16 protein-coding genes are annotated in these 22627 nt (G+C 47.8%); 5 read left to right on the forward strand and 11 right to left on the reverse strand.

Going from position 1 to position 22627, the window contains the following annotated elements; all coding sequences use genetic code 11:
• Positions 1–31 precede the first annotated feature (31 nt).
• From AB6805_RS15265 to AB6805_RS15280, 4 genes are all read right to left on the reverse strand, one after another.
• Complete coding sequence (locus tag AB6805_RS15265) at positions 32–1276, reverse strand: alpha/beta hydrolase-fold protein (RefSeq protein WP_370910290.1); 1245 nt, start codon at positions 1274–1276, stop codon at positions 32–34.
• A gap of 347 nt (positions 1277–1623) precedes the next feature.
• Positions 1624–2865, reverse strand: coding sequence for a beta-ketoacyl-ACP synthase II (fabF, locus tag AB6805_RS15270; protein ID WP_370910291.1), 1242 nt, complete (start codon positions 2863–2865; stop codon positions 1624–1626).
• A gap of 6 nt (positions 2866–2871) precedes the next feature.
• Entirely contained in the window at positions 2872–3429 is a 558-nt protein-coding gene (locus AB6805_RS15275; protein ID WP_370910292.1) for a TetR/AcrR family transcriptional regulator, read from the reverse strand.
• 120 nt (positions 3430–3549) lie between these two features.
• Positions 3550–5931: an ABC transporter permease gene (locus tag AB6805_RS15280; RefSeq protein WP_370910293.1), complete on the reverse strand. Its 2382-nt coding sequence runs from the start codon at positions 5929–5931 to the stop codon at positions 3550–3552.
• Positions 5932–6213: 282 nt separating this feature from the next.
• Between AB6805_RS15280 and AB6805_RS15285 the strand changes: the two genes are divergently transcribed.
• Entirely contained in the window at positions 6214–7536 is a 1323-nt protein-coding gene (locus AB6805_RS15285) for a cytochrome P460 family protein (protein WP_370910294.1), read from the forward strand.
• On the opposite strand, the gene AB6805_RS15290 is transcribed toward AB6805_RS15285, so the two are convergent.
• Complete coding sequence (locus tag AB6805_RS15290) at positions 7533–10742, reverse strand: AsmA-like C-terminal region-containing protein (protein ID WP_370910295.1); 3210 nt, start codon at positions 10740–10742, stop codon at positions 7533–7535. The two genes, AB6805_RS15285 and AB6805_RS15290, sit on opposite strands and share 4 nt — an antisense overlap.
• Before the next feature lie 112 nt (positions 10743–10854).
• Between AB6805_RS15290 and AB6805_RS15295 the strand changes: the two genes are divergently transcribed.
• Both AB6805_RS15295 and AB6805_RS15300 read left to right on the forward strand, forming a co-directional pair.
• Positions 10855–11838 (forward strand): glycoside hydrolase family 43 protein, encoded by a 984-nt coding sequence (locus AB6805_RS15295; RefSeq protein ID WP_370910296.1) that lies wholly within the window; start codon positions 10855–10857, stop codon positions 11836–11838.
• A 91-nt stretch (positions 11839–11929) separates the two neighbouring features.
• Entirely contained in the window at positions 11930–14365 is a 2436-nt protein-coding gene (locus AB6805_RS15300) for a TonB-dependent siderophore receptor (protein ID WP_370910297.1), read from the forward strand.
• 46 nt (positions 14366–14411) lie between these two features.
• Here the strand turns inward: AB6805_RS15300 and AB6805_RS15305 are convergent, their stop codons facing one another.
• Entirely contained in the window at positions 14412–15659 is a 1248-nt protein-coding gene (locus tag AB6805_RS15305) for an MFS transporter (RefSeq protein ID WP_370910298.1), read from the reverse strand.
• A gap of 117 nt (positions 15660–15776) precedes the next feature.
• On the opposite strand from AB6805_RS15305, the gene AB6805_RS15310 reads away from it, so the two are divergent.
• On the forward strand, positions 15777–16664 hold the full coding sequence (locus tag AB6805_RS15310; RefSeq protein WP_370910299.1) for a LysR substrate-binding domain-containing protein: 888 nt from the start codon (positions 15777–15779) through the stop codon (positions 16662–16664).
• A 64-nt stretch (positions 16665–16728) separates the two neighbouring features.
• Here AB6805_RS15310 and AB6805_RS15315 read toward each other — a convergent pair whose 3' ends face one another.
• The 4 genes from AB6805_RS15315 to AB6805_RS15330 all read right to left on the reverse strand — a co-directional run bounded on the left by AB6805_RS15315 (position 16729) and on the right by AB6805_RS15330 (position 21111).
• Positions 16729–17712, reverse strand: a complete 984-nt coding sequence (locus tag AB6805_RS15315; protein ID WP_370910300.1) for a hypothetical protein — start codon at positions 17710–17712, stop codon at positions 16729–16731.
• Positions 17713–17737: 25 nt separating this feature from the next.
• Positions 17738–18832, reverse strand: coding sequence for a FecR family protein (locus AB6805_RS15320; RefSeq protein ID WP_370910301.1), 1095 nt, complete (start codon positions 18830–18832; stop codon positions 17738–17740).
• A gap of 36 nt (positions 18833–18868) precedes the next feature.
• Complete coding sequence (locus AB6805_RS15325) at positions 18869–19426, reverse strand: RNA polymerase sigma factor (RefSeq protein ID WP_370910302.1); 558 nt, start codon at positions 19424–19426, stop codon at positions 18869–18871.
• A 353-nt stretch (positions 19427–19779) separates the two neighbouring features.
• Complete coding sequence (locus AB6805_RS15330) at positions 19780–21111, reverse strand: DEAD/DEAH box helicase (RefSeq protein WP_370910303.1); 1332 nt, start codon at positions 21109–21111, stop codon at positions 19780–19782.
• 96 nt (positions 21112–21207) lie between these two features.
• On the opposite strand from AB6805_RS15330, the gene AB6805_RS15335 reads away from it, so the two are divergent.
• Complete coding sequence (locus AB6805_RS15335; protein ID WP_370910304.1) at positions 21208–22134, forward strand: NADP-dependent oxidoreductase; 927 nt, start codon at positions 21208–21210, stop codon at positions 22132–22134.
• 34 nt (positions 22135–22168) lie between these two features.
• Here the strand turns inward: AB6805_RS15335 and AB6805_RS15340 are convergent, their stop codons facing one another.
• Entirely contained in the window at positions 22169–22555 is a 387-nt protein-coding gene (locus tag AB6805_RS15340) for a winged helix-turn-helix transcriptional regulator (RefSeq protein ID WP_370910305.1), read from the reverse strand.
• Positions 22556–22627 lie beyond the last annotated feature (72 nt).

The raw sequence follows: 22627 nt of genomic DNA on the forward strand, positions 1-22627 counted from the left end.
TGCAGCCCCTTTTTTCAAACAATAGTAACCCTCAACGTGGCGGAGTATTATTCACGCTCTCCACCTTATCTTTAATTTCCTTTGAAGACCGGATGCTCAGCGCTTCTTTCCAGAAGATGTTAGCATTTACAGTATCTTTCCTCTCCAGGTAATAATCTCCCATACTATCATACGTATTAAAGCTTTCCGGGTAATAATCTATGTTCAGCTGAAAGAACATTTTAGATTTATCAAAATTTTTCTGTTGCAGGTGGTGGTAGCCAAGTTCATTAAAGGTAGGTTCGTAGGGGCGTACCCGGTAGCCCATGTCTTTCGACAAAATATCGAAATGCCTGGTGATAAGTGTTTTTAACGAATCCACCGGGCAGCTGTCATCAGTATAGAGATAAGTAGGAAAGCGGTGATGAGGAAACAGGAACCTTAATCCGTCGTATTCTCCCACGAGTGGTATCGAGTTATGGTCATCATCTTCATAATATTTATAACTCCACCTGAGCTGGTTACCGGGAAATTTTCTCAGGAAATCGGTTAAGTTAAGAATAGCGCTGGTATGAACAGATCCCCGATCGTTATCTTTTCTTAATTGTACAGTATCCAGTCCGGGCTTCATGGTATGGGCTACTGCGAGGTATAAGTTTTTGCCTTTAAATGACTGCTGCAGTTGCCTGTTGGCTGCTGCAAGCACCTGGCCTTTATTCCAGGAAATGCTCGGATCAATGGCGATATAACCGTTAAACAGCGCAGGATGATACAATAGCGTGTTCACCACCATCAGTCCGCCGAGGGAGTGTCCTATCAGCGTACGGTAGGGGGCCGTGGCGTATTTTTTATCGATATAGGGAATGAGTTCTTTACCAAGAAATTCCGTGAAAGCCTCGCCACCGCCGGAACCCGGATACGCGGAGTCGCGTGTGGGTGTGAGGTCGCGCATCCGGTTACCACCGGTATTCGGAATGCCAACAATGATCATCCGTGGCAGTGCCGTATTCCCATTAATGGCGCTTAGCTGCAGGATCATTGATTGCAGGGAGGAAAAGTGAAAATCACCGTCCAGCACATATACCACCGGGAACGCCGGCTTTGCAGAATAGCTGGTATCAGCCGAAGGCGTATAGATCCATAAGGGCCTATTTTCTTTTAGCACATCAGAATATATGCTATCGGGTTGCCCGAAGGAAACCAGGCCTTGGTTTGTTTGTGCCATCACACCTGCACCACCACCACATAGCACCAGGAAGGCCAGGAATACCAGAAACACCAGGAATATTTTTTTCATACCGGGTTATTATTTCCCGAAAGATGGAATTTTCCCGGCACGTATTTCCGGAGTTGTGATGCAGGCGGGGATTAATGTGACGGAGTGGGTGTTTTGCGTGATAAAGCGCGCGAAGGTTGTCTTTCTCAGGATTACACTGATTTTATTGATTTAGGGGATTTGAATACTTTGGATTTTTAAATGATTTTGGGAGATATAAGCGGGTATATCAATTATATTTTTCAAAAATCATTTCAAAAATCTTTTAAAAGATCCGCTTATATCTTCTTAAATCACTTAAAAATCCAAAGTATTCAAATCCCCTAAATCAATAAAATCAGTGTAATCCTGAGCCAAGACAACCTCCGCTAGGCTTTGCGGAAAACGACGATGCCGTTATGTCCGCCGAAGCCGAAGGTATTGCTCATGGCTACGTTCACCGTTTTTTCTATGGCGGTTCCCAGTACGATCTGTAAGGTGGAAGGGATGGCGGCATCCAGTTCCTGTGTATTGATGGTGGGAGGGATGATGCCTTTCTGAATGCTCATGACGCTGGCGATGGCTTCTATGGCGCCGGCGGCGCCAAGCAAGTGGCCGGTCATGGATTTGGTGGCGCTGATGTGCAGGTGCGACGGTGCGGCTCCGAACATTTTGCCGATAGCGGCTATTTCGCTCAGGTCGCCCACGGGTGTGGAGGTGGCGTGTGCATTCAGGTAATCCACTTCTTCTTTATTCAGCCCGGCGTCTTCCAATGCCAGCTGCATGGCCCGCAGGGCGCCCAGTCCTTCCGGATGGGTGGCCGTCATGTGATAGGCATCGGCGGTCATGGCTGCACCGGCTACTTCGGCATAAATGCGTGCGCCCCTGGCTTTGGCATGTTCATACTCTTCCAGTATGAGTGCGCCGGCGCCTTCTCCCATCACAAAGCCATCGCGGTGTACGTCGAAAGGACGTGAGGCGGTGGTGGGATCATCATTGCGCACCGACATGGCTTTCATGGCGCAGAAGCCACCTACAGATGCCGATGTAATGGGCGCTTCGGAGCCGCCGGTTACAATTACCTTCGCCTTACCCAAACGGATATACGTTAACGCATCCATGATAGCGGTATTGGAAGTGGCGCAGGCCGATACCGTTGTATAATTAATGCCCATCAGGCCATATTTAATGGAGATCATGCCTGATGCCATATTGGTGATAAGCTTGGGCACAAAATATGGGCTGAAACGGGGATTAAAATCGCCGGAAACATATTCAGTAACCTGTTCTTCGAACGTTTGCATACCGCCCTGCCCGGAGCCCCAGATCACACCGGTATCAAAAGGATCCATGGTGCTGAAGTCCAACCCCGAATCTTTCACCGCCTGGTCGGCCGCTACGAGCGCATACTGCGTAAACGGGTCCGTTTTGCGCACTTCTCCTTTGTCGAGCAACGCGCCGGGGACGAAGCCTTTCAGCTCGTGTGCAAACTGTGTGCGGAAGCGGCTGGCATCAAAGTGACTGATGGTGGCAGCGCCGCTTTTACCGGTAACAAGACTATTCCAGAAATCGGTAACATTGTTACCAATAGGGGATACGGTACCCATTCCTGTTATGACAACTCTTTTCATAGCTGGTTATTTATGACGCAGGTCGTCCAGCAGCTGCTCCGCAATGTGGCGGAAAGCCGATGGTCCCATCACCCTCGATAAAAGAAGGGAGGCCTGCAAATTGGATATGATAATGAGCGCACGCGTGTTGGCGGCGCCTTTAAAGTGAATGCGTTTCTTTTTCCGGCCTTCTTCGAGGCACCGCGTAAGCCAGGCGAGAATGCCGCTGGCCATTTCCTGTACTTTCGCCTGCATAGCCGGTTCCAGCGTCTCAAAATCCGGAGCGAGAGAGCCCATCAAACAGATATTACCTTCTTTGCTGTGCCGGCGGAATACTTCCGTCAGCTTCACCAGTTGTTCTTCTTCCGGTAAACTTTTCCACTTGTTCGTTTGCGCAATAAATTTCGCAATGTCCTGGTCTACTATTTCCACACCCAGGTCGGCTTTCGCCGGGAAATGATAATGCACCGCCGCATTTTTTATCTCCAGCGGTCCTGAAATGTCTTTGTAACTAAAGGCATTAAATCCTTTGGTCCTCACCAGGCGGTCGGCCAGCGCCACTATTTTATCTTTTGTTTCAGACATACTTTGCCGTTTGCGGCACAAATATACTTACTTAGTAGTAAGTAAACAAATGCCTTAAAAGAAAGCGGGGAGGTTTGAGATCAAACCTCCCCGCCGGAATTACTTATAGGGGCATTTGTGTTATTCTGCCTTTAAGCTGCTGACGGGATTCATCAGTGCTGCTTTTATGCTCTGGAAGCTGATCGTGAGCAGGGCAATGAGCATGGCGGCCACACCAGCCAGCACAAATACCCAGTAATGGATAGAGACGCGGTAAGGGAATTTCTGCAACCACTGGTCCATGGTGTACCACGCCACCGGGAAGGCAATCAGCGCGGCAATGCCCACCAGCTTCAGGAAATCGGCAGAAAGCAGGCGCGTAATGCCGGATACACTGGCGCCAAGCACTTTGCGGATGCCTATTTCTTTGGTTCTGCGCTCAGCGGTATATGCGGCCAGTCCAAATAAGCCCAGACAGCTGATCACAATAGCCAACGTGGCAAACAGCCGGGAAAGCTGCTGCATCAACGTTTCATTGGTAAACATCTCGTTAAACTGGTCGTCCACAAACTGGTAAGTAAACGGATAAGCCGGATTCAACTGCTTCATCACATCGCCGATTTTATGAAGCGCTGTTTCCTTATCTGTACCCGCATTCATGCGCACATACAGGAGGTTGGCGCCATCAGGGACACAATAGAACACCACAGGATCAGGTGAGCCATACATATTGCCATATACATAGTTTTTCACTACACCCGCTACACGGGAATGAATGACAGAATCGGCGCTGAATGGTGTGTTAATAGTTTTGCCTACAGCGCTTCCTTTACCCATCAGCTGTTCCAACGATTCGGTGATCAGCACATCCATGCCATTGGCAGCAGCCACCGGTTTAAAGTCGCTGCCAGCCACTATCTTCATGCCGGTAGTTTGAATAAACTCCGGGCTTATGCGCCGCTGGGAAACAAGGATTTTATCAGTAGGCGATTTTCCGCTCCAGCTGATATCGTCGGTGTTGTTGCCGCCGTATAAAGTAACCTGGTCCGCCAATGCGGCATTTTCTATCACGCCGGTAGCCAGCAAGGCTGTTTTAATGGCGGCAAAGTTCTGCTTCATCGTTCCCTGAAGCTGCATGGAAATAAGATTATCTTTATTAAGACCGAGGTTCCGCTTCTTCACATGCTGGATCTGCTGGTAAATGATAGCCGTGCAAATGATGAGCGTAATGGAAACACTGAACTGCGCAATCACCAACCCTTTACGGACAAAGGCGGCACTGCCGGTCTTCGATCTAATACCTTTTAACACAAAAACCGGGTTAAAGGAAGACAGGTACAGCGACGGATAGCTGCCTGCCAGTACGCCGCAAATCAGCGTAATCCCCAGCAACCAGATAAGATGCATCGGTTCATTCAGCCCCACGCTGAGGCGCTTATCTACCAGCGCATTAAATGCGGGCAGCACCAGGAATAGCAGCAGCACCGCCATCACCGCTGCCAGCATTGACATAAACAATGCTTCACCGATAAATTGCGTGATGAGCCTACTTTTTCCGGCACCCACTACTTTGCGGATGCCCACTTCTTTTGCACGTTTTTCACTGCGCGCGGTAGACAGGTTCATGAAATTAATGCAGGCAATGAATAAAATGATCCAGGCAATCAGGGAAAACAGACGGACATACTCTATGCGGCCACCACTTTGTTTTCCATCAGTGAACTGATCGCGCAACCGCCAGTTGTTCATACTGAACAGGAAGGCCTGGTTAATGGCGCCGGGATTGTGCGCTGCAATGAAGTTTTGAAGTTTATGGTTAATAGCGGTCAGATCTGCATGGGGAGCCAGTTCGGCATATGTGTCAACAGAATTGGCGCCCCAGTTTTTCAGATAAGGATTTTGGTTGAAAAAGATCTCAAAAGGAGCTACCCATTCAAATTTCAGTGTGGAATTTTCCGGGATATCTTTTATTACCCCGGATACCACATATGGCTGCGCATTATCGACCGTAATGGTTTTACCCACTATATTCTTTGTGTCGCCAAAAAATTTCCGGGCGGTTTTTTCAGTGATCACAATGGAGTATAACTGCGGAAACGGAACAGCAGCATTGCCTTCTGTAAAAGGAAGCGTGAAAATATTAAAGAGGCTGGCATCCACATAAATACCGCCGGCATACATTTTTTTATCTCCGAACGTGAATAACAGGTTGGTCGTCTGTTCTGAGGTACGGCAGGTTTGCGTAATACCCGGTATTTCTGTCTTCATTGCATCGGCCAGCAGGGCAGGCGTAGAGGTAAATGTGCGGATGTTACCATCATAATTCCAGTTTTCCCACACCTGGTATATCCTGTCTTTTTTTACGTGAGAGCTGTCGTAGGTAACTTCATCTTCTACCCATAAAAAAATTACACCGGCGCAGACCAGGCCAATGGCCAGTCCGAAAATATTCAGAAAGCTGTAAGTTTTGTTTTTCCAGAGATGTCTGAATGAGATCTTAATATAATTTTTTAGCATCATCATTTGTACACATTTGGGAGTAGTGCGACTAGCTCCGGCCAAGATAATGCCATAGCATTTTATATTGATAATGAGTTATTTGGATAATTAAGGTTGTCCGTTTTTACGGGAGAAGTGTTCATTTCCGGACAGGCAGCAGCACTTATTGCCAGGCGGCAGCAACTATATGCCCGGGTTCATTGTTAATTTATCCTGGTTCACACCCTCATTTGCCCGGTTCACCTAAAAATACTGGTTATGGTGAACAAGGGAATTTACTTTGCCATAAATATAAACGTCGACCTTATGAAACGGTATAAAAAATGGAAAGTAATACTGCTGGTGGCGATTGGCTGTTTTATCGCCGTACAGTTTATCCGGCCGCGTATTACCCATCCACCCGTTACAGGCGAACCGGATGTTCCGCCGGAAGTCAGCGCTGTGTTGCGGAAAGCCTGCTACGACTGCCACTCAAATGAAACACACCTGGCGTGGTTCGACCAGATTTCGCCTGCTATCTGGCTGGTGGCCGGTCATATCACGGAAGGCCGGCGGGTACTTAATTTCTCCAGCTGGGACAGTATACCGAAAGACCAGCAAAAAGGGAAACTGTTTGAATCCCTCAACCAGATGCAGTTCAATGTAATGCCACTGTCGCAATACACGGCTCTCCATCCCGCGGCACGCCTTACAAATGATGAGATCAGCATCCTGAAAAACTACCTGGCCACACAACTTGCTCCCCTGAAACCAGACAGTAATAAAGCCGCCGCCGCCAACCTTCAATATGCCGCCTGGCATCCGGATAGCCCTGTTGTAAAGGTATTGCCCGTGCCTAACGGTATCACCTATATGCCGGAGTATAAGAACTGGGAAGCTATCAGCAGCACACAGCGACTGGACAACGGCACCATGCGGGTCATCACCGGGAATGACATCGCCGTGAAGGCCATCCGGGAACACCAGACCAATCCCTGGCCCGATGGTACCGCTTTCGCAAAAATAGCCTGGGATGAACTTCCTGATGCCGCCGGGAATATTACGCCGGGGGAGTTTAAACAGGTAGAATTTATGATTAAAGACAGCCATAAATATGCTTCCACCAAAGGCTGGGGATGGGCGCGCTGGAAAGGAACCGCGCTGAAGCCCTATGGTAAAAATGCCATGTTCACCATGGAATGTGTTAACTGCCACCAACCTATGCGCAACAACGATTTTGTATTCACTACCCCTACGCAGCACACGGCTGCCTCACTGCCGGATACACTGGGCCTGAAGCTGAATGAATGGAAGGTGATCGCCAGCGGTATCCAGAAAGATCAGACCATGAGTACCCTGTATGGCAACGAACGGGCAGTAGCCAGTGCAAGAAAAGGTGCAGCCACTTATCCGGCAGACGCCCTGCTTACATTGGTCACCTGGAAACAACAACCGGACGATCATTGGTTCGGCGCAGTCATTCCGGGTATCGTGGCATCCGTAGAACAAGTGCAGTTCCAGCCGGGTAACATCTCCCCGTTATATAAAAAATATAACGGCAAAAACCTGGTGGCCGACAAAACCAGTGAAGAGGAAATAAAAAGCAGGATCGCCTACATTACCCGCCAGCGGGCATCTGTAATGCCCTAAGAAGTTTTCTTTGCTTTTTTAAGGGCTATCTTGTATTTATCTGGGGTACCGGAAATGTTGATGTTCATAAAACGCACCTTTTTATCTTTATCCCGGTATTCAATTTCATCGACCTGGTCTACGTTCACTTCTTCCTGCTTCCGGCCAAACAGCGCCTGGAAGCCTACCTGGGTCACCATCTTCATCGGGATGCGGAGGTAGTAGTTCATATTCATGTCCAGCGACTGGTTGCCCGAAACCTCGATATAGCCGAGCGAAGAATTGATGTTCATATTCGGGATAACGAGCGTTCCGTTTTTCAGGGTTAGCTTATTGCGCAGGGTATCAAAGCGTACCATGCGGAGGTTCTTATCTTTAAAGTAACCGGCCATGGCCTGCATAGGACCAAAATCCAGCAGGGTGCCATTGGTGATTTCAATATCCATCTGCGATTCCGTTTCACTCAGCACCGGCGTAAGATCGGGATGCATGCGCACATAGCTTTTGATATTCCCGCTCAGTATACCTTTCAGGTTGTTGTTGAGTACAAAGTCCTGCCCGAAGTTATCAAACTTGATGAGCAGTTTGGAGATGTCCACATTTTTGAGATAGATGCCGCTGCGAAAATACAGTTTCTTCGGGTCAGCTGCATTGAACATGCCACGCATGGCAATATGTCCGCCGGCAATATTCATCGCAATAGTGTCTACTTTTATTTTCTGGTCTTCCCGCATATGAATATTCGCAAGCACATTTTTCAGCCACAGCTTCTTGTATTTGATCTTCTTTACATCCACCTGTGTTTCAAATTCTGAAAAAGGAATATTAAATACATTGAAGCCGGTGGCATGGAGCGAGTCGTTTTCTTTTACAGTGGTACGCCGCGCAGGTGCAGCGCCGGCCACCGGGTGCTCACTAAAATCATAGTTCATCAGTTCATCAATATCCAGCATATCAGATTTAAACCGGAAGTAATTGCTGCGTTTTAACTGGCGTTTACTTTTGCCGGTAGCATAGCGCATGTTCAGGTTGAAATCGGTACGGCCTACTTTACCGGTGAGCGTATCTACCACAATAAAGCGGTTATTGCCGTAGCGTATACGCCCGGTCACATTTTCCACTTTGAAAGGATGTTGTTTCAGTGTGCCGGAAATATTGGCGATGCGGGCATCTATCCGTTTAAAAGCAGTATCATATTTTATGCTCATTTTACTCCGCAGCCACACATTGTTGGCTTCTTCATACCAATATCCCTGCGGAATGAATTTGTGTCCACGTTCACTTATCAGGTCATTTACGGCCAGGCGGTCCGACTTAAAATCGAATGCTACTTCCGTGTTTCCTTTTTTAATTTTATCAAACCAGATGAGATAGTTATTTAACCTTCCTTTGAGTGCAAAGCTGGTGCTGTCGATGTTTCCACTAAAGTTAGACACTCGCAGGCTGGTGTCGTTGATCATCACCGCCGCGTTAAAATCATGCAGGGCATGCGGGTATTGCTGGAATTGGGCGTACAGCTTTTCTACCTTGAAAGTTCCTTTGGGCAAGGGATTGGGATGCAGTAATTCTTTTACCGACGTTTCAAACGCCAGGCCGATATTAAACCCGGTAATTACTTCTTTGGATAAAATGGGGTGGGTGGAATCAAATTTATATAATTCTCCCAGCTGCAAACGCTTGCTTGAAGCACTGAAATTCACGGCCACCGGTTTATCCTGCTGGTGAAACAGCGCCGGTACATCACTGACACCGCCCTTCGCCAGTATATCGGAGCTGCCTATACGAAAAGCAATGGAATCCAGCTGCAGCCGTCCCTGCTGAATTTGGGCATGCACATTCATATTGCGTACCGGCAGGTGATAGCCGGGGATACGGAATTCAAGGTTTTTAACAGTGAGCTCACTTTGTACGCCGTCTTTCAGTTTTGCCAGGCTCTCCTCCGGTATGCGCATATCCACTATTTCCCGGAAGTTCATATTCAGCTTGATTTCACCGCTGATCTGTTCAAGGTCTTTGATGCCGAGGAACTCGCCCACGAAGCGCAGGTTCAACTCTGAATATAACTGCATCAGGATTTGCGGATCGGTGAAATTTTTCATCACAAAGTTGCCTTTGAATATGCCGCTTCCCGGTTTGGCGTTGAAGTTCAGTATATGCAGTTCGGATGTTTGCAGGTTATGTGAGGCGCCATTGGTATAAAACCCTTTGAAGCCCAGCTGGTCTACTTTCCGGTCGATCTTCTTATTCAGGAACCATACATTTTCGCAGCCAAAATTAAATTCCATTAAAGGCATGATGCCTTTGCCAATAGCGCCTTTGATAATGCCATCGAAAAAGACGCGGCCATCATGACGGTATTTATCCAGCATCATAGCCACGTTTGCCGGCACCATGGCCAGCAGGAGATTCAGATCCGGCTTATCGCCTTTCACTTTCAGGTCCACAAAATGTTCGCTGACTACTCCCTGCAGTTGCAGCGAGGCCTGTTCCAGCCGGATAGTGCCGGGAGGCAGGGTCAGCTGTTTTTGCTGCTTGTCGTAAACAGCTGCCAGTTTAAAGTTCAGTTGTTTGTGCCGGAAAAGGGTGGTATCGGATTTCCCGGTGACGTCTATTTCCAGCTTACTGTCCATATCGATGGCGACACGGGCGGAATCCATCGCGAAAGCTGTTTTTATCTTATCTATATGAGTGTTCACTTTCAGGCCGGATATGCCGTCGAAGTAACTGACATCAATATTTTTCAGGATTATTTTTTTCAGGTCCAGGCTAAGGTCTTCGCTGGAGTCGGCCGGCGCAGCCGGACCGGTACTTTTGAATTCGTGGGCTTTGATCAGGTCTACATCGCCGTTGGCATAACGGGCCACATGCACACGGCCATTGGCCAGCACAATAATGCGGGCGTTGTAGCGCTGCCGGAGGATATCCGGTAAGCTGAAGCCCACGTACAGGCGTTCTACCTGGTACAGTGGTTGCCCCTGCATTTTTTTATCTGCAAAAAAACGAACGTCGTGCAGGGCAATAGAAATATATGGGAAGTTGCTGAATGGAGAAATACTACTTTTTGTGATGACCAGCTCCCCCGCAAACTGCTTATTCAATTCCTTCACCGCCAACTGCGTAAGCCGCTCCTGTTGACTGTATAAGATACCGCCGGCTATTGTCATCACCAACAAAAAAACGCCTGTGATGATCAGGAATAGCCTGATTACTTTTTTTCCCCGCTTCATGTAAATGCCTTTCTGAACGATAAAATTATGAAAAAATATAGCAGATATTTTTCATCTCTTAAGAACGGCCAACGATTTTTATTATTTTTAACGATTCATAAAATCTGGTTACATGAAAAGATTGATAGCCCTGTTGTTGCTCGCAGGAAGTACGCATGTTACAATGGCCCAGCAGAAAAAGCTGGATAAGTTATCCGGAAACCCCGTATTCCCGGGCTGGTACGCCGATCCGGAGGGAGTGGTATTTGGTAAGGAATACTGGATTTATCCTACTTATTCTGCTGCTTACGAAAAACAGGTGTTCTTCGACGCTTTCTCGTCACCCGACCTGGTTAACTGGACAAAACACCCGCACATCCTCGATACCGCTTCGGTGAAATGGGCCAAACGCGCCGTATGGGCGCCGTCCATCATAGAAATAGCGAATAAGTATTACCTGTTCTTTGGCGCCAACGATATACAAAACAACGAAGAAACTGGCGGCATTGGCGTGGCGGTGGCCGACAATCCTGCCGGTCCGTTTAAAGACTATCTTGGCAAACCACTGGTGGATAAGATCATTAATAAGGCGCAACCCATCGACCAGTATGTGTTTCACGACAGCGACGGGAAATATTACCTGATCTATGGCGGATGGGGACATTGTAATATTGCACAGCTGAAACCCGATTTAACCGGCTTCATTCCCTTTGCAGACGGTACCACCTTTAAAGAAATCACTCCCGAAAAATACGTGGAAGGCCCCACCATGTTCAAAAAAGATGGTAAGTACTACTTTATGTGGTCTGAAGGCGGCTGGACAGGCCCGGACTACAGCGTGGCCTACGCCATCGCTGATTCCCCGATGGGCCCGTTCAAAAGGATCGGCAAAATCCTGGAACAGGACGCCACCATCGCCACCGGCGCAGGTCATCACTCGGTTATCGGTATTCCGGAGGAAAACCGCTGGTATATTGTTTACCACCGCCGTCCATTAACCGAAAAAGCGGCCAATTCCCGTGAAACCTGCATCGACCGGATGTATTTTGATAAAGACGGTTATATCAAACCGGTGAAAATCACCCGCGAAGGCGTTAGCAAAGCGGTGATCCGCTAAACATTTCCCTATTGCGTAAATAAAATTCCGGATACGATTACATTGCCGGTCTTGCCTGCTCCAATTTTGCACCATCAAAAAAAAGCAAAATATGATCAGGCAAACCGGCTTAGTTTTTTTATTTATCGTACTCCTTTTTTCACCTGTATGCCTGCGGGCAGAAGAGGAGAATGCTGGTACCATCAGGGGAAAAGTGATCACCACCGATGGTAAGCCTGCCAGCGATGTCGTCATCCTCTTACAGGAAACGAATGAAACCGCGATATCGGAAACGGATGGATCTTTCGTGTTTAACCGCATAAAACCGGGCAGTTATCACCTCACCGTAACACTGATGGGGTACACCCCCATAGAGGAACAGGTAGTGGTAAATGCCGGGAAAACCACTACCATCAGGTTGCAGCTGGCCGTTACCAGCAAAGCCCTGAAAGAAGTGGTGGTGACGGGTAACCATAACAAACTCATCAAAACCTCCAGCTATGATGTGGCAAAAATGCCGCTGAAAAACCTGGAAAACCCACAGGTATACAGCACTATCACAAAAGAACTGTTATTGCAGCAGGTGGTATTTTCAGTGGATGATGCCCTGAAAAATGCACCGGGTCTTACCCGTATGTGGGACGCCACGGGCAGAGGCGGCGATGGTGGCGGTTATTATAACCTCCGCGGGTTTATTACCCAGAGCAAATTGCGCAATGGCCTGGCAGGTAACGTGACCGCTAAAATTGATGCCTATAACCTGGAGCAGGTGGAAGTCATCAAGGGGCCGTCTGCTACCTTGTTTGGTAACAGTCTTACTTCCTACGGCGGCCTCATTAACCGCGTTACCAAAAAGCCTTATGATCATTTTGGCGGAGATATTACCTACGCAATGGGCAGTTACGGGTTTAATCGCGTAAGTGCAGACGTAAATACGCCGCTGGACAAGGAAAAGGACGTATTGCTGAGAATCAATACCGCCTATAATTACGAAGGCAGCTGGCAGGATTATGGCTTTAACAAAAACTTCTCCTTCGCGCCCAGTTTATCCTACAGGGTCAACGACCGTCTGTCTTTCCTCTTCGATGCAGAATATTCCACGGGCCAGAATACCGGTTTGGGTGTGTTTTTCTTCCCGTATATGCAACCCATGGCTGATCTGGGCACCAACCGCGCCGATGAGTTGAAGATAGATTACAAACGTGCCTATGCAAAGAATGACCTGTACCAGACTTCACGTAATACCAATATTTTCGGGCAGATGAAGTATAAGTTGTCTGACCAGTGGTCCATGAGCACCAACATCAGTTCTACCAACAGCTTTTCAGATGGGCCTTCTCCCTATTTTTATCTCCTGTCTGATGCCGCAGCTACCGGCGTAGCAGGCGCCAAAGGAAGTAATTATATTTCGCGCAACGACCAGTTTACAGATAACAGCAGGGATGCTATCCTGGAAATACAACAGAACTTTAACGGGGATTTTAACATCGGCAGCCTGAGAAACCGTTTCGTAGGCGGATTGGATTATTTCCATCATAACGCCAACCAGTTCTTTGGTGGTGGTACCTATGATACCATTCCTTCTCACGGCGATATCCCCACCTATTCCAATTTCAATCGCCGTAACCTGGATACGCTGTACAATAATCACGGTTTGGCATTTACTTTTCCTATCCGGAACCTTACCAATACCTACAGTGCTTACGTATCGGATTTGTTGAACCTGACCGATAACCTGATGATCATGGCCGCCATCCGCGTGGATTATTTTGATAACAAGGGTAGTTACAATGATGTAAAAGGTATTTATGAAGGAGGTTATAACCAAACCGCTTTCTCTCCAAAACTGGGTATCGTGTATGAGCCTTTGAAGGACAGGATTTCGATATTCGGTAATTATCAGAACGGGTTTACTAACCAGGTAGGCACCAGTGCTGCGGGGAAAGCGTTTAAGCCGGAGCAGGCCAACCAGCTGGAAGGAGGTGTGAAATTACAGTTGTTGAATGGCCGTATTAACAGTACGCTCAGTTACTATAATATCAAAGTAAAAGATGTACTCCGTCCGGATATGGCGAACCCCAATTTCTCTGTACAGGATGGAACGCAGGTGAGTAAAGGATTTGAGGCAGAAGTAATTGCCAATCCTTTCCAGGGCTTCAACATTGTGGCGGGTTTTGCCTATAATGATTCCAAATATGAGGCCGCCGCTAAAGATGTGGAAGGAATGCGTCCCGGTACTGCCGGTGCGCCGTCTGTGGCTAATCTGTGGCTCAGTTATCGTATATCCGCCGGCGTAGCTGACGGTCTTGGTTTTGGTTTTGGCGGTAATTATGCCAGTGACAATAAAATAGTGAACGACAGAACGGTAGGTACTTTTATATTGCCATCGTACACCGTGTTAAACGGTAGTATCTTCTATGATCAACCCCGTTTCCGCGTAGCGGTTAAAATGGATAACATTACGGATAAGCATTACTGGATTGGCTATACTACTGTAAACCCACAGAAGCTGAGAAGCTTTACCGGAAGTTTGTCGTTTAAATTTTAATAAGAAAAGCCTGGGCGGTGTATCCTCACAGTCCGGGCTTTTTCAGTTATGCTGCCACACCGGCGCGACGATCCCCCTGTATTTCGTAGTGGTGAAAGCGTAGTTTTTTACGATAATAAACAAATACCACTGTAGCCACGGCGCCCGCCAAACCTGCTACAAATACCGTTAACCGCGGACCTATAAAATGCGCCAGCAGCCCGGTGAGCAAACTGCCCACGGGGATAATGCCCTGAAAAGCCATGATATAATAACTGATAGCCCTTGCGCGCATGGTGGGAATAGCATGTGTTTGAATGTATGTGTTAATAGACGCGGTTTGCGCCATCATACCGACGCCGGAAAGCGCCATAAATACCAGTGCCAGCGGCAACCAGCCCGACAGCGACAATAACAGTACGCTGAGCGAAAAAATAAGACTGGCAGTAATGAGGAGCTTTACAAGATCCTTGCCCGGCTTTAGTTTGGCCATGTAAATGGCTGCGGCAATAGATCCAAGACCTGCGGCACTTTCAAACCAGCTGAATGTTTTGGCGTCGCCATTGAAAATGTCTTTGGCAAATACCGGCATCAGGGTATTGAAGGGAATCACAAACAGGCTGCTGGCTGAAAGCATGAGCAGGAGCGACGATAAGTCTTTATCACCGGCGATATAATGAAAACCCTCTTTTAGTTCGGCCCATATGCTCCGGTCCGACCGGATCACCGGCGGCAGTACAATTTTCATCATCCATAAAGAGATCAGCACCGGCACATAGCTCAGGAAATTGCTGACAAAGCAGATATCTTCCCCGAAAGTACTCAGGATAATCCCTGCCAGCGCAGGCCCCGCAATGCGGGCAAAATTAGACATCGTGGAATTCAGCGCAATGGCGTTGGGGAGGTCTTCCCTTTTTTCTACCATTTCCACCATCAGTGATTGCCGGCAGGTAACGTCAAAGGCGTTGATAACGCCTTGTATCAGCGATAATAAGATGATGCCTGGTATATTGTAGTAACGCAACAGGATCATGAGCGCCAGTGCGCCTGCCTGCAGCATGGAAATGATTTGCGTGATCATCAGGATCCGGTAACGGTTATGGCGATCGATATAACTGCCGGCGTATGGCGACAGGAGCAGGGAAGGAATTAAGCTTACAAAGCTCACTACCCCCAGCAATACTGCCGAGTTGGTGAGGCGGTATACCAGCCAGCATACGGCTGTTTTCTGCATCCAGGTACCTATGAGTGAAACTGATTGTCCGTAGAAGAATAACCGGAAATTCCGGGATTTTAAAGCACGAAAAGCATCCATTTAGAAATCATATTTAGGGTATTGATCCGTTATTGAACTGGTGCAAATTTCGGTAAGTGAAGTATATTTGTTAAATAGATTGTTTTAATGATATCCATTGATAAAAACGATTAGTGCATGGAACTCCGTCAACTGATGTATTTCGTGAAGGCCGCAGAGATGGCGCATTTTACAGAAGCGGCAGCGGCGCTGTACATTACCCAGTCTACCTTATCGCAACAGATCAAGCAGCTGGAAAATGAACTGGGCATGTTATTGTTTGACCGGATCGGCAAGCATGTTCACCTCACAGAGGCAGGCGGGGTTTTCCTGCTGCATGCGCGGCAAATCCTGCTCGATGTGGAGAAAGGCAAACAGGCGATCCAGGATTTGCAGAATATGCTGAGCGGCGAATTACGTATAGGCGTTACGTATGCCTTTACTTCGTTCCTGTTGCCGGCGCTGGCAACTTTCCCGGTAAAATATCCCGGCATCAAAATATTCGTGGAGTATGGTACTACTGAACAGCTGGAGAATAAGCTAAGAGCGTCTGAACTGGACCTGGTACTGGCTTTTCACCAGGATGCGTTTTATAAAGACCTGGAAACTCGTGAGCTGTTCCGTTCCCGGATTGTAGTGGCGGTGTCTAAAAAGAACAAGCTGGCAGGATTAAAAAAGATCAACCTGCAAAGTTTAAATGGTATGGATTTGATCTTTGCCTCGCGGGGTTTCAGCGCCCGTGATTCGCTGGATGAAGTACTACAGAAGAATAAAATTCAGCCTTCGGTGAAGATTGAAATGAATGATGTGCATTCTATTTTATCACTGGTAGAGAAAGGACATTGGGCCACCTTACTTAACGAAAGGGCCTTACTGGGATGGAAAAACCTGGTGGCTATTCCTATTGAAGGAAAAGAGTTACAGCGCCGGGCGTATATCATTTGGCAAAAAGAAACCTATCACAAAAAGGCGGCAGATCTGTTTATAAAAGAATTACTGAAGGAGTTACCACCCACAGGGAAGTAAGGCGGCGCCATATGGCACTCAGCAGCAACATAAGTGCTGCCGCCGGGTGACCACAGGTAAGGGGTTATTGTGCGGTTCGCAGTTCTGCGATATTGCATTTATAATATTTTTCAAATACATCTGACAGTTCTTCCCATCCGCTATATTGGGTGAGACTGGCAATATGCGTGAGTGTACGGTTTGTTTCAATAAGCATTTTAAATACAAAGGCCATTTTTTCCTGCAGGATCAGTTCTTCCACGGTGATAAGGAATTCCTGTTCAAATGGCGCTTCCAGGAATTCAGACGCCACGCCAAACCGGTCGCAGAGCGCTTCTTTGCAGGTCGCTTCCGCCGGATGATGAATAATGTAATTGGCTATTTCCCGCAGCTTTTCGCGGTAGTGTTCCATCAGCATCAGCGAGGGAGGGCCTTGCAGGTAACGGAGATAGGTAGCGTAAAAGTCGATGGCATTACGCCGGAAGAAAACATCCGCTGTTTCGCCCACTGCTTTGAAGCTGCGGATCCGGTGCATGATCTGGTAGTTCACTTCATTAAGATGATAAGGGGCTTTTTTAACGGGCTGTTTGTCTGCCGCCGGTTCTTTCAGATTCAACACCTTGAACAGGGGAAATTCAGAGACCAGGTGTTTCGCCGACGGCAGGTGCAGATTTACGTGAAAGTTGATCGTAAATTCCTTTTCTGTGATCAGGGTGGTGGTGTGAGTGGCGCCTTCCCGGGTATTCATTTCCTTTTTGCCCAGTTTCATTTTCATGGGAAAAGCCGCCGCATTTTCAGCAAAACCGGAAATACAAACAGGCAAACAGGTGTTGTCCGGCGCTACTGTGGTAAGTTCCACGTCCTGTTTCAGATGAACCAGGGCGTAGTAGACAGACAGCTCATTGAGCGCTATCTCCTGATCCATGATCACCCCGTTTTCATCAATATCGGCAAAGCATTTGGCATTAGGGATCAGTTGCGACTGCAGGTAGCCGGGAACCTGTTCGTACGTGGTGCAAACTCTTTTCCCCGGATTGATCAGCAGGTACTTGGTTTTCGGTTGACTCATGGTTATTTTCCTTTGATATTGCCTGTTATTTGAAATGCAATGTACTATCCGCGGTAAAATAATAATCGGTATTTGTAGTGGCTTTTATACCTTCCAGGAGGAAGCCTATCGGTGTATTTTTATCCAGCAAACCGGTGAAGGTTCTGCTGGCAAGCTCGGGATGATCCAGGGTAGCGCGAACGCCGTACCACCGGAAGATGGCATTACATATTTCGTCCAGGTGGGTATCAGAAAAGCAGTAAAGCCCTTTCTGCCAGCCCAGTTCTACAGTAGCGTTAAAAGGTTGTGTATCCAGCGTAGCGGCCTCTTTGTTGAAGATAGCCTGCTGTCCGGGTTTCATGGTAACGGTTTTTTTACCGGCTTTCATCCGCACTTTTCCGTCTACCAGGGATACTTTCACCATGCCACTGTCGTAGCTGTTGATATTAAAGCTGGTACCCAGTACTTCCACAGTGCTGTTGGGAAGATGTACGAGGAAAGGTTTACCGGCGCGCTTCGCGATATTCAGGTATGCTTCTCCATTCAGGGTAATTTCCCTGTCGGCGCCCTTAAAGGTAGCCGGGAAATCCATGGTGGTAGCAGCATTGAGCGTAATTACGGAACCATCCGGAAGCGCTACTTCATAGCTTTTCCCGTGCGGCACTATCAATGAGTGGATGCCTTGCGGCAGGTCGTCCGATGCGTTGAGATAAAGGGTATTGTTTTTATTGGGAATCGTTTTACCGCCAATAGTTACGCTGCCGGCTGATTGGGTCAGGTTGATGGTGGGCTGGCCGGTGATTTCCAGCAGCACATCTTTATTGATGGCGGCCACCGGCGCTGGTTTGGGAGAGGTGAAAAAGTCCCATTTCCAGGCCGAAAATGCCACAAGGGCCATTACCGCTGCTGCAGCTGCCCAGGGAAGTATGGTGCGGTACAGCGGCTTTTTCTGCTTAAAGTCAATCACTTCCAGCCATGGGGCAGGAGGCGCAGGGATGTGCATCATGGAGAGTTGTTCCCACTTCTCCCTTACTACTTCATCTTCTTCGATAAGTTCTTCCAGCAATTGGTCATCTGCTGCGGAAATTCTTCCCGCAAGCTTTTCCGTCATTAGCCTGTATATTTCTTCTGCGCTGTTCATGTACACTATTAACCGTTTATTTAATCTGGCGGGGTATTAAAAAAGGATTTTTTTTAAGGATGCCCTTAAAGTTTTCAGCGCGTTGGCTACCTGTTTTTTTACAGTTTCTTCAGTGGTGTCCATGAAGGCTGCTATTTCTTTTCGCGTTTTATGTTCCTGGTAAGCCAGCCGGAATGCCATCGACTGGCGTTCCGGAAGCTGACTGATGGCGGTTTCCAGCTGCTCTTTTAGCTCGTTGTTTTCCAGCCTGCTTGGAGGAATGGTGTAGGTTTCAGGCAGCATGATTTCCTTTAACCTTTTGTTCCTGGTGGCATCTTTGGCAATTTTATTCAAACAGCGGTTACGTACGCTGACGAAGAGAAAGTTTTTGAGAGAACCAGTGGCGCTCAGGTCGATCCGCGCGCTCAGGTCCTTTTGCCAGAAATCGACAAAAAAGTCCTGGACCAGCTCCTGGGCCTCAGTTTCGTTTCTGAGTATTGTGTATGCAGTCATATACAACCATTGACGGTAGCTCTCATAAAAATACTGGAAAGCGGAAACACTGCCCGATTTCAGTTGTGCAAGCAATTCAATATCGTTGATAGATGCACTCATGCTGGGATTTAGTTGATAATCGCAGGCCTGGCAACGGCTGCTGTTGTCAAATGGTTACTGATACGCGGTTAGGAAATACGTCAGACAGGGCAGGAAACAGCATGGCTATTTTAAGCAATGAGGAAAAACCACCCGTAAGACAACTGATTTTGATACAATAACATGCACACTACAGAATATATTCGATCAGGGGGTATGGGCGGATTTTTAATTAGAAGTAAAGTTTGTTAATGAATTGTTATTCCGTCATTTCCGGAAGCTGTCTCAGGTGTTTGAAAACAGGGAATGGGGAGGGGACAGGAGGAGGAAAACGGGGTCATCTTGTGCAGCCTGCACAAAATGACCCGCCGTTACTATTTCTTTTTGGCGCCCCTTTTCTTGGGTTTGCCATATTTCAGCATCATCTTTTCTTTGTGGGTCACCTTTTTGTTGGTCTTCATATTTTTAGCCAGCTTCTGGTGAAAAGCAGGGCCTACGTCTTCCCGCTTGGGCGCCTTTACCAGCGTATTCCGCATATGTACCTTCGGCTTTTCATCTTCCGTTAGTACATCAGAAATTACCAGGTCTTCCGGTAATGGCTGTACAGGAATAGCATAGTTCATCAGGCTTTCTATCCGCGCCAGGTCTTCTGTTTCTGCGTCTTTGGTAAACAAAATTGAAATACCTTTTTTATCGGCTCTACCGGTTCTGCCTATACGATGAATATAGTTTTCCGGTACTTCCGGCGTATCAAAGTTGATCACATGCGTTACCTCTGCAATATCCAGTCCGCGGGCAATGATGTCTGTGGCAATCAGGAAACGGTATTCGTTCTGCTGAAATTTGCGGACGGTATTAAAACGGTGATTCTGTTCCTTGTTGGAGTGAATAATGCCTACCTGGCCGGGGAATTCCTTTTCCAGCTGCTCATGCAGATCATCCGCCAGTTGTTTAGTAGCGGCGAAGATGAGGGTTTTGGTCATGGTTTTATCGTCCGTGATCAGCATTTCCAGGAGGTTCACCTTTGTATAAAAGTTGGGAACCCGGTACACGATCTGGTCGATGTTTTCCAGTGGGGTACCGGTTGGCGCTGCTTCTATCCTTACCGGGTTATTAAAATGCGTTTCAATCATTTTCTCCACGTCTTCCGTAATGGTAGCGGAAAACATAAGGTTCTGCCGCTTTGGGGGCAGCAGGTCCATGATATTCCTTAACTGGGTCCGGAAACCGAGGTTCAGCATTTCATCTACCTCATCAATAATAAGACGCTTTACCAGCTTCACTTTCAAAGCACCGCTGAGGATAACGTCGTAGAGGCGCCCGGGGGTAGCCACGAGGATATCCAGTTTGTCCTGCACCGCCTCCATCTGAGGATTCATATTCACGCCGCCATAGATGCCCAGCACGGATACATTCATGTAGGTAGTGAGCTTTTTAACGGATTCCACCACCTGTACTACCAGTTCACGGGTAGGCACAATGATCAGTACAGTGGGATATTTTTCTTTCGAAAATTTAAACTGCCGTAAGGTGGGCAACAGGTAGGCGAAAGTTTTACCGGTACCTGTTTGCGCAATCCCGCACACATCCTGTCCGGACATGATAACGGAAAAGGCGCGCTGTTGTATGGTGGTAGGTCTTTTATAACCTAATTCGTCTATCGCGTTTAATAATGGGGTATTCAGGTTTAAATCACCAAAAGTCATGATACTACTATAATATGAACCGCAAAGGTAAAGAATTACCAATTATGGATTTGCCCTTTGTAATTCTTATTTCAATACATTAGCATAAAAAAAGCTATGAAAAACCTCCACATACCGGCTATTAGTGTTCAAGCATATGGAGGCCCTGAGCAGTTGCAACTGCAGGAGGTGCCCGTTCCGGTGCCTGCAGAAGACCAGGTGCTGATCAAAGTGGTAGCCAGCGGTGTAAACCCGATTGACTGGAAAATAAGAGAAGGATTTATGAAACATCCGTTGCCTTACATCCCGGGCGTAGAAGCCTCCGGTATTATCACTGCAGTAGGTGAGAGTGTTTTCGGCAAGAAAATAGGCGATGAAGTATACGGCTCTGTGGATGGTTCCTATGCTGCTTATGCTATTGCGCAGGGCGAAGGTTTATTCCGTAAGCCACCCGGCGTATCATTTGAAGAAGCAGCTACCATGGCGGGCGCCAGAACGGCCTGGGGCGCAATGTTTGATGTGGCCGGCCTCGTAAAGGGACAACGCATTCTTATTCATGCGGGCGCAGGCGGAGTGGGGCATTTCGCCGTACAAATGGCCTATAATGCAGGCGCATACGTAATTGCCACGGCCAGTGCAGAGAATCTGGATTTCGTTACCTCGCTGGGCGCCAATGAAGTGATTGACTATAAGGCAGCGCCTTTTGAAACCCAGGTGGCGCCGGTGGATATTGTATTTGATACTGTTGGCGGAGATACTACGGAAAGATCGCTGGCGGTGCTTAAACCCGAAGGCGTGTTATTGTGTATTGTGCAAATGCCTGATGCCGGGAAGGTAGCTGCAGCGGGCGTTCGTGCGCTGTGGGGCGGCACCAAAACACTCGCTTCCATGAAGGAGGTGCATCAATTGCTGGATAAAGGATTGATCCGGCCTTACGTGCGTAAGGTATTTCATTCCCTGTCGGCCGCCGCTGAGGCACAGGAATACAGTAAAAACGGCGGTAGCGGAAGGGGAAAAATAGTACTGAAGATAGCGGACGAATAAACGTCAGCCGGGGGCATCCTCCGGCTGAGGTTTATTATTTGCCGAGTATTTTTTTCCGGTGCTGAATGCCCCATTTCTGCAGGGCAATGATCACACTGTCCAGTGTAGCCGCATAAGGCGTTAAAGTATATTCTACCGATACGGGCTGTGTATCATACACGGTTCGCTTCACCAGCTTATGTGTTTCCAGGTCTTTCAGCTCTTTGGAAAGCACCTTCGACGTTATTTTAGGAATGCTGCGCTCAATATCCCGGAAACGTTTATGACCCCGGGAAACAGCGATGATTATGGGCAGTTTCCATTTTCCGCTGATCACATCCAGCGCGTCCCTTACCGGCATAATCACTTTATGGCAATCGGTATGGGCGCTGCTTTCCGCTTCCGGCCGGCCACAATCAATCGTGAGTTCTTCTGTTTTCATCTGCATACGGTTGGTTACCTTTTGTAAAGCACTTACTTTAAGGAAACTGGTTACTTTCTGATAGCAAATATA

It is taken from the genome of Chitinophaga sp. RCC_12, assembly GCF_041360695.1.
In the GTDB taxonomy this organism is placed as follows: Bacteria; Bacteroidota; Bacteroidia; order Chitinophagales; family Chitinophagaceae; genus Chitinophaga.

What these genes read in the sequence shown, in the direction of transcription:
- fabF (WP_370910291.1), bottom strand. Translation starts at nt 2,865, where the DNA reads ATGAAAAGAGTTGTCATAACAGGAATGGGTACCGTATCCCCTATTGGT.
- AB6805_RS15315 (WP_370910300.1), bottom strand. Translation starts at nt 17,712, where the DNA reads ATGAGTCAACCGAAAACCAAGTACCTGCTGATCAATCCGGGGAAAAGA.
- AB6805_RS15330 (WP_370910303.1), bottom strand. Translation starts at nt 21,111, where the DNA reads ATGACTTTTGGTGATTTAAACCTGAATACCCCATTATTAAACGCGATA.
- AB6805_RS15310 (WP_370910299.1), top strand. Translation starts at nt 15,777, where the DNA reads ATGGAACTCCGTCAACTGATGTATTTCGTGAAGGCCGCAGAGATGGCG.
- AB6805_RS15340 (WP_370910305.1), bottom strand. Translation starts at nt 22,555, where the DNA reads ATGAAAACAGAAGAACTCACGATTGATTGTGGCCGGCCGGAAGCGGAA.
- AB6805_RS15295 (WP_370910296.1), top strand. Translation starts at nt 10,855, where the DNA reads ATGAAAAGATTGATAGCCCTGTTGTTGCTCGCAGGAAGTACGCATGTT.
- AB6805_RS15320 (WP_370910301.1), bottom strand. Translation starts at nt 18,832, where the DNA reads ATGAACAGCGCAGAAGAAATATACAGGCTAATGACGGAAAAGCTTGCG.
- AB6805_RS15290 (WP_370910295.1), bottom strand. Translation starts at nt 10,742, where the DNA reads ATGAAGCGGGGAAAAAAAGTAATCAGGCTATTCCTGATCATCACAGGC.
- AB6805_RS15275 (WP_370910292.1), bottom strand. Translation starts at nt 3,429, where the DNA reads ATGTCTGAAACAAAAGATAAAATAGTGGCGCTGGCCGACCGCCTGGTG.
- AB6805_RS15300 (WP_370910297.1), top strand. Translation starts at nt 11,930, where the DNA reads ATGATCAGGCAAACCGGCTTAGTTTTTTTATTTATCGTACTCCTTTTT.
- AB6805_RS15265 (WP_370910290.1), bottom strand. Translation starts at nt 1,276, where the DNA reads ATGAAAAAAATATTCCTGGTGTTTCTGGTATTCCTGGCCTTCCTGGTG.
- AB6805_RS15305 (WP_370910298.1), bottom strand. Translation starts at nt 15,659, where the DNA reads ATGGATGCTTTTCGTGCTTTAAAATCCCGGAATTTCCGGTTATTCTTC.
- AB6805_RS15335 (WP_370910304.1), top strand. Translation starts at nt 21,208, where the DNA reads ATGAAAAACCTCCACATACCGGCTATTAGTGTTCAAGCATATGGAGGC.
- AB6805_RS15325 (WP_370910302.1), bottom strand. Translation starts at nt 19,426, where the DNA reads ATGAGTGCATCTATCAACGATATTGAATTGCTTGCACAACTGAAATCG.
- AB6805_RS15280 (WP_370910293.1), bottom strand. Translation starts at nt 5,931, where the DNA reads ATGATGATGCTAAAAAATTATATTAAGATCTCATTCAGACATCTCTGG.
- AB6805_RS15285 (WP_370910294.1), top strand. Translation starts at nt 6,214, where the DNA reads ATGAAACGGTATAAAAAATGGAAAGTAATACTGCTGGTGGCGATTGGC.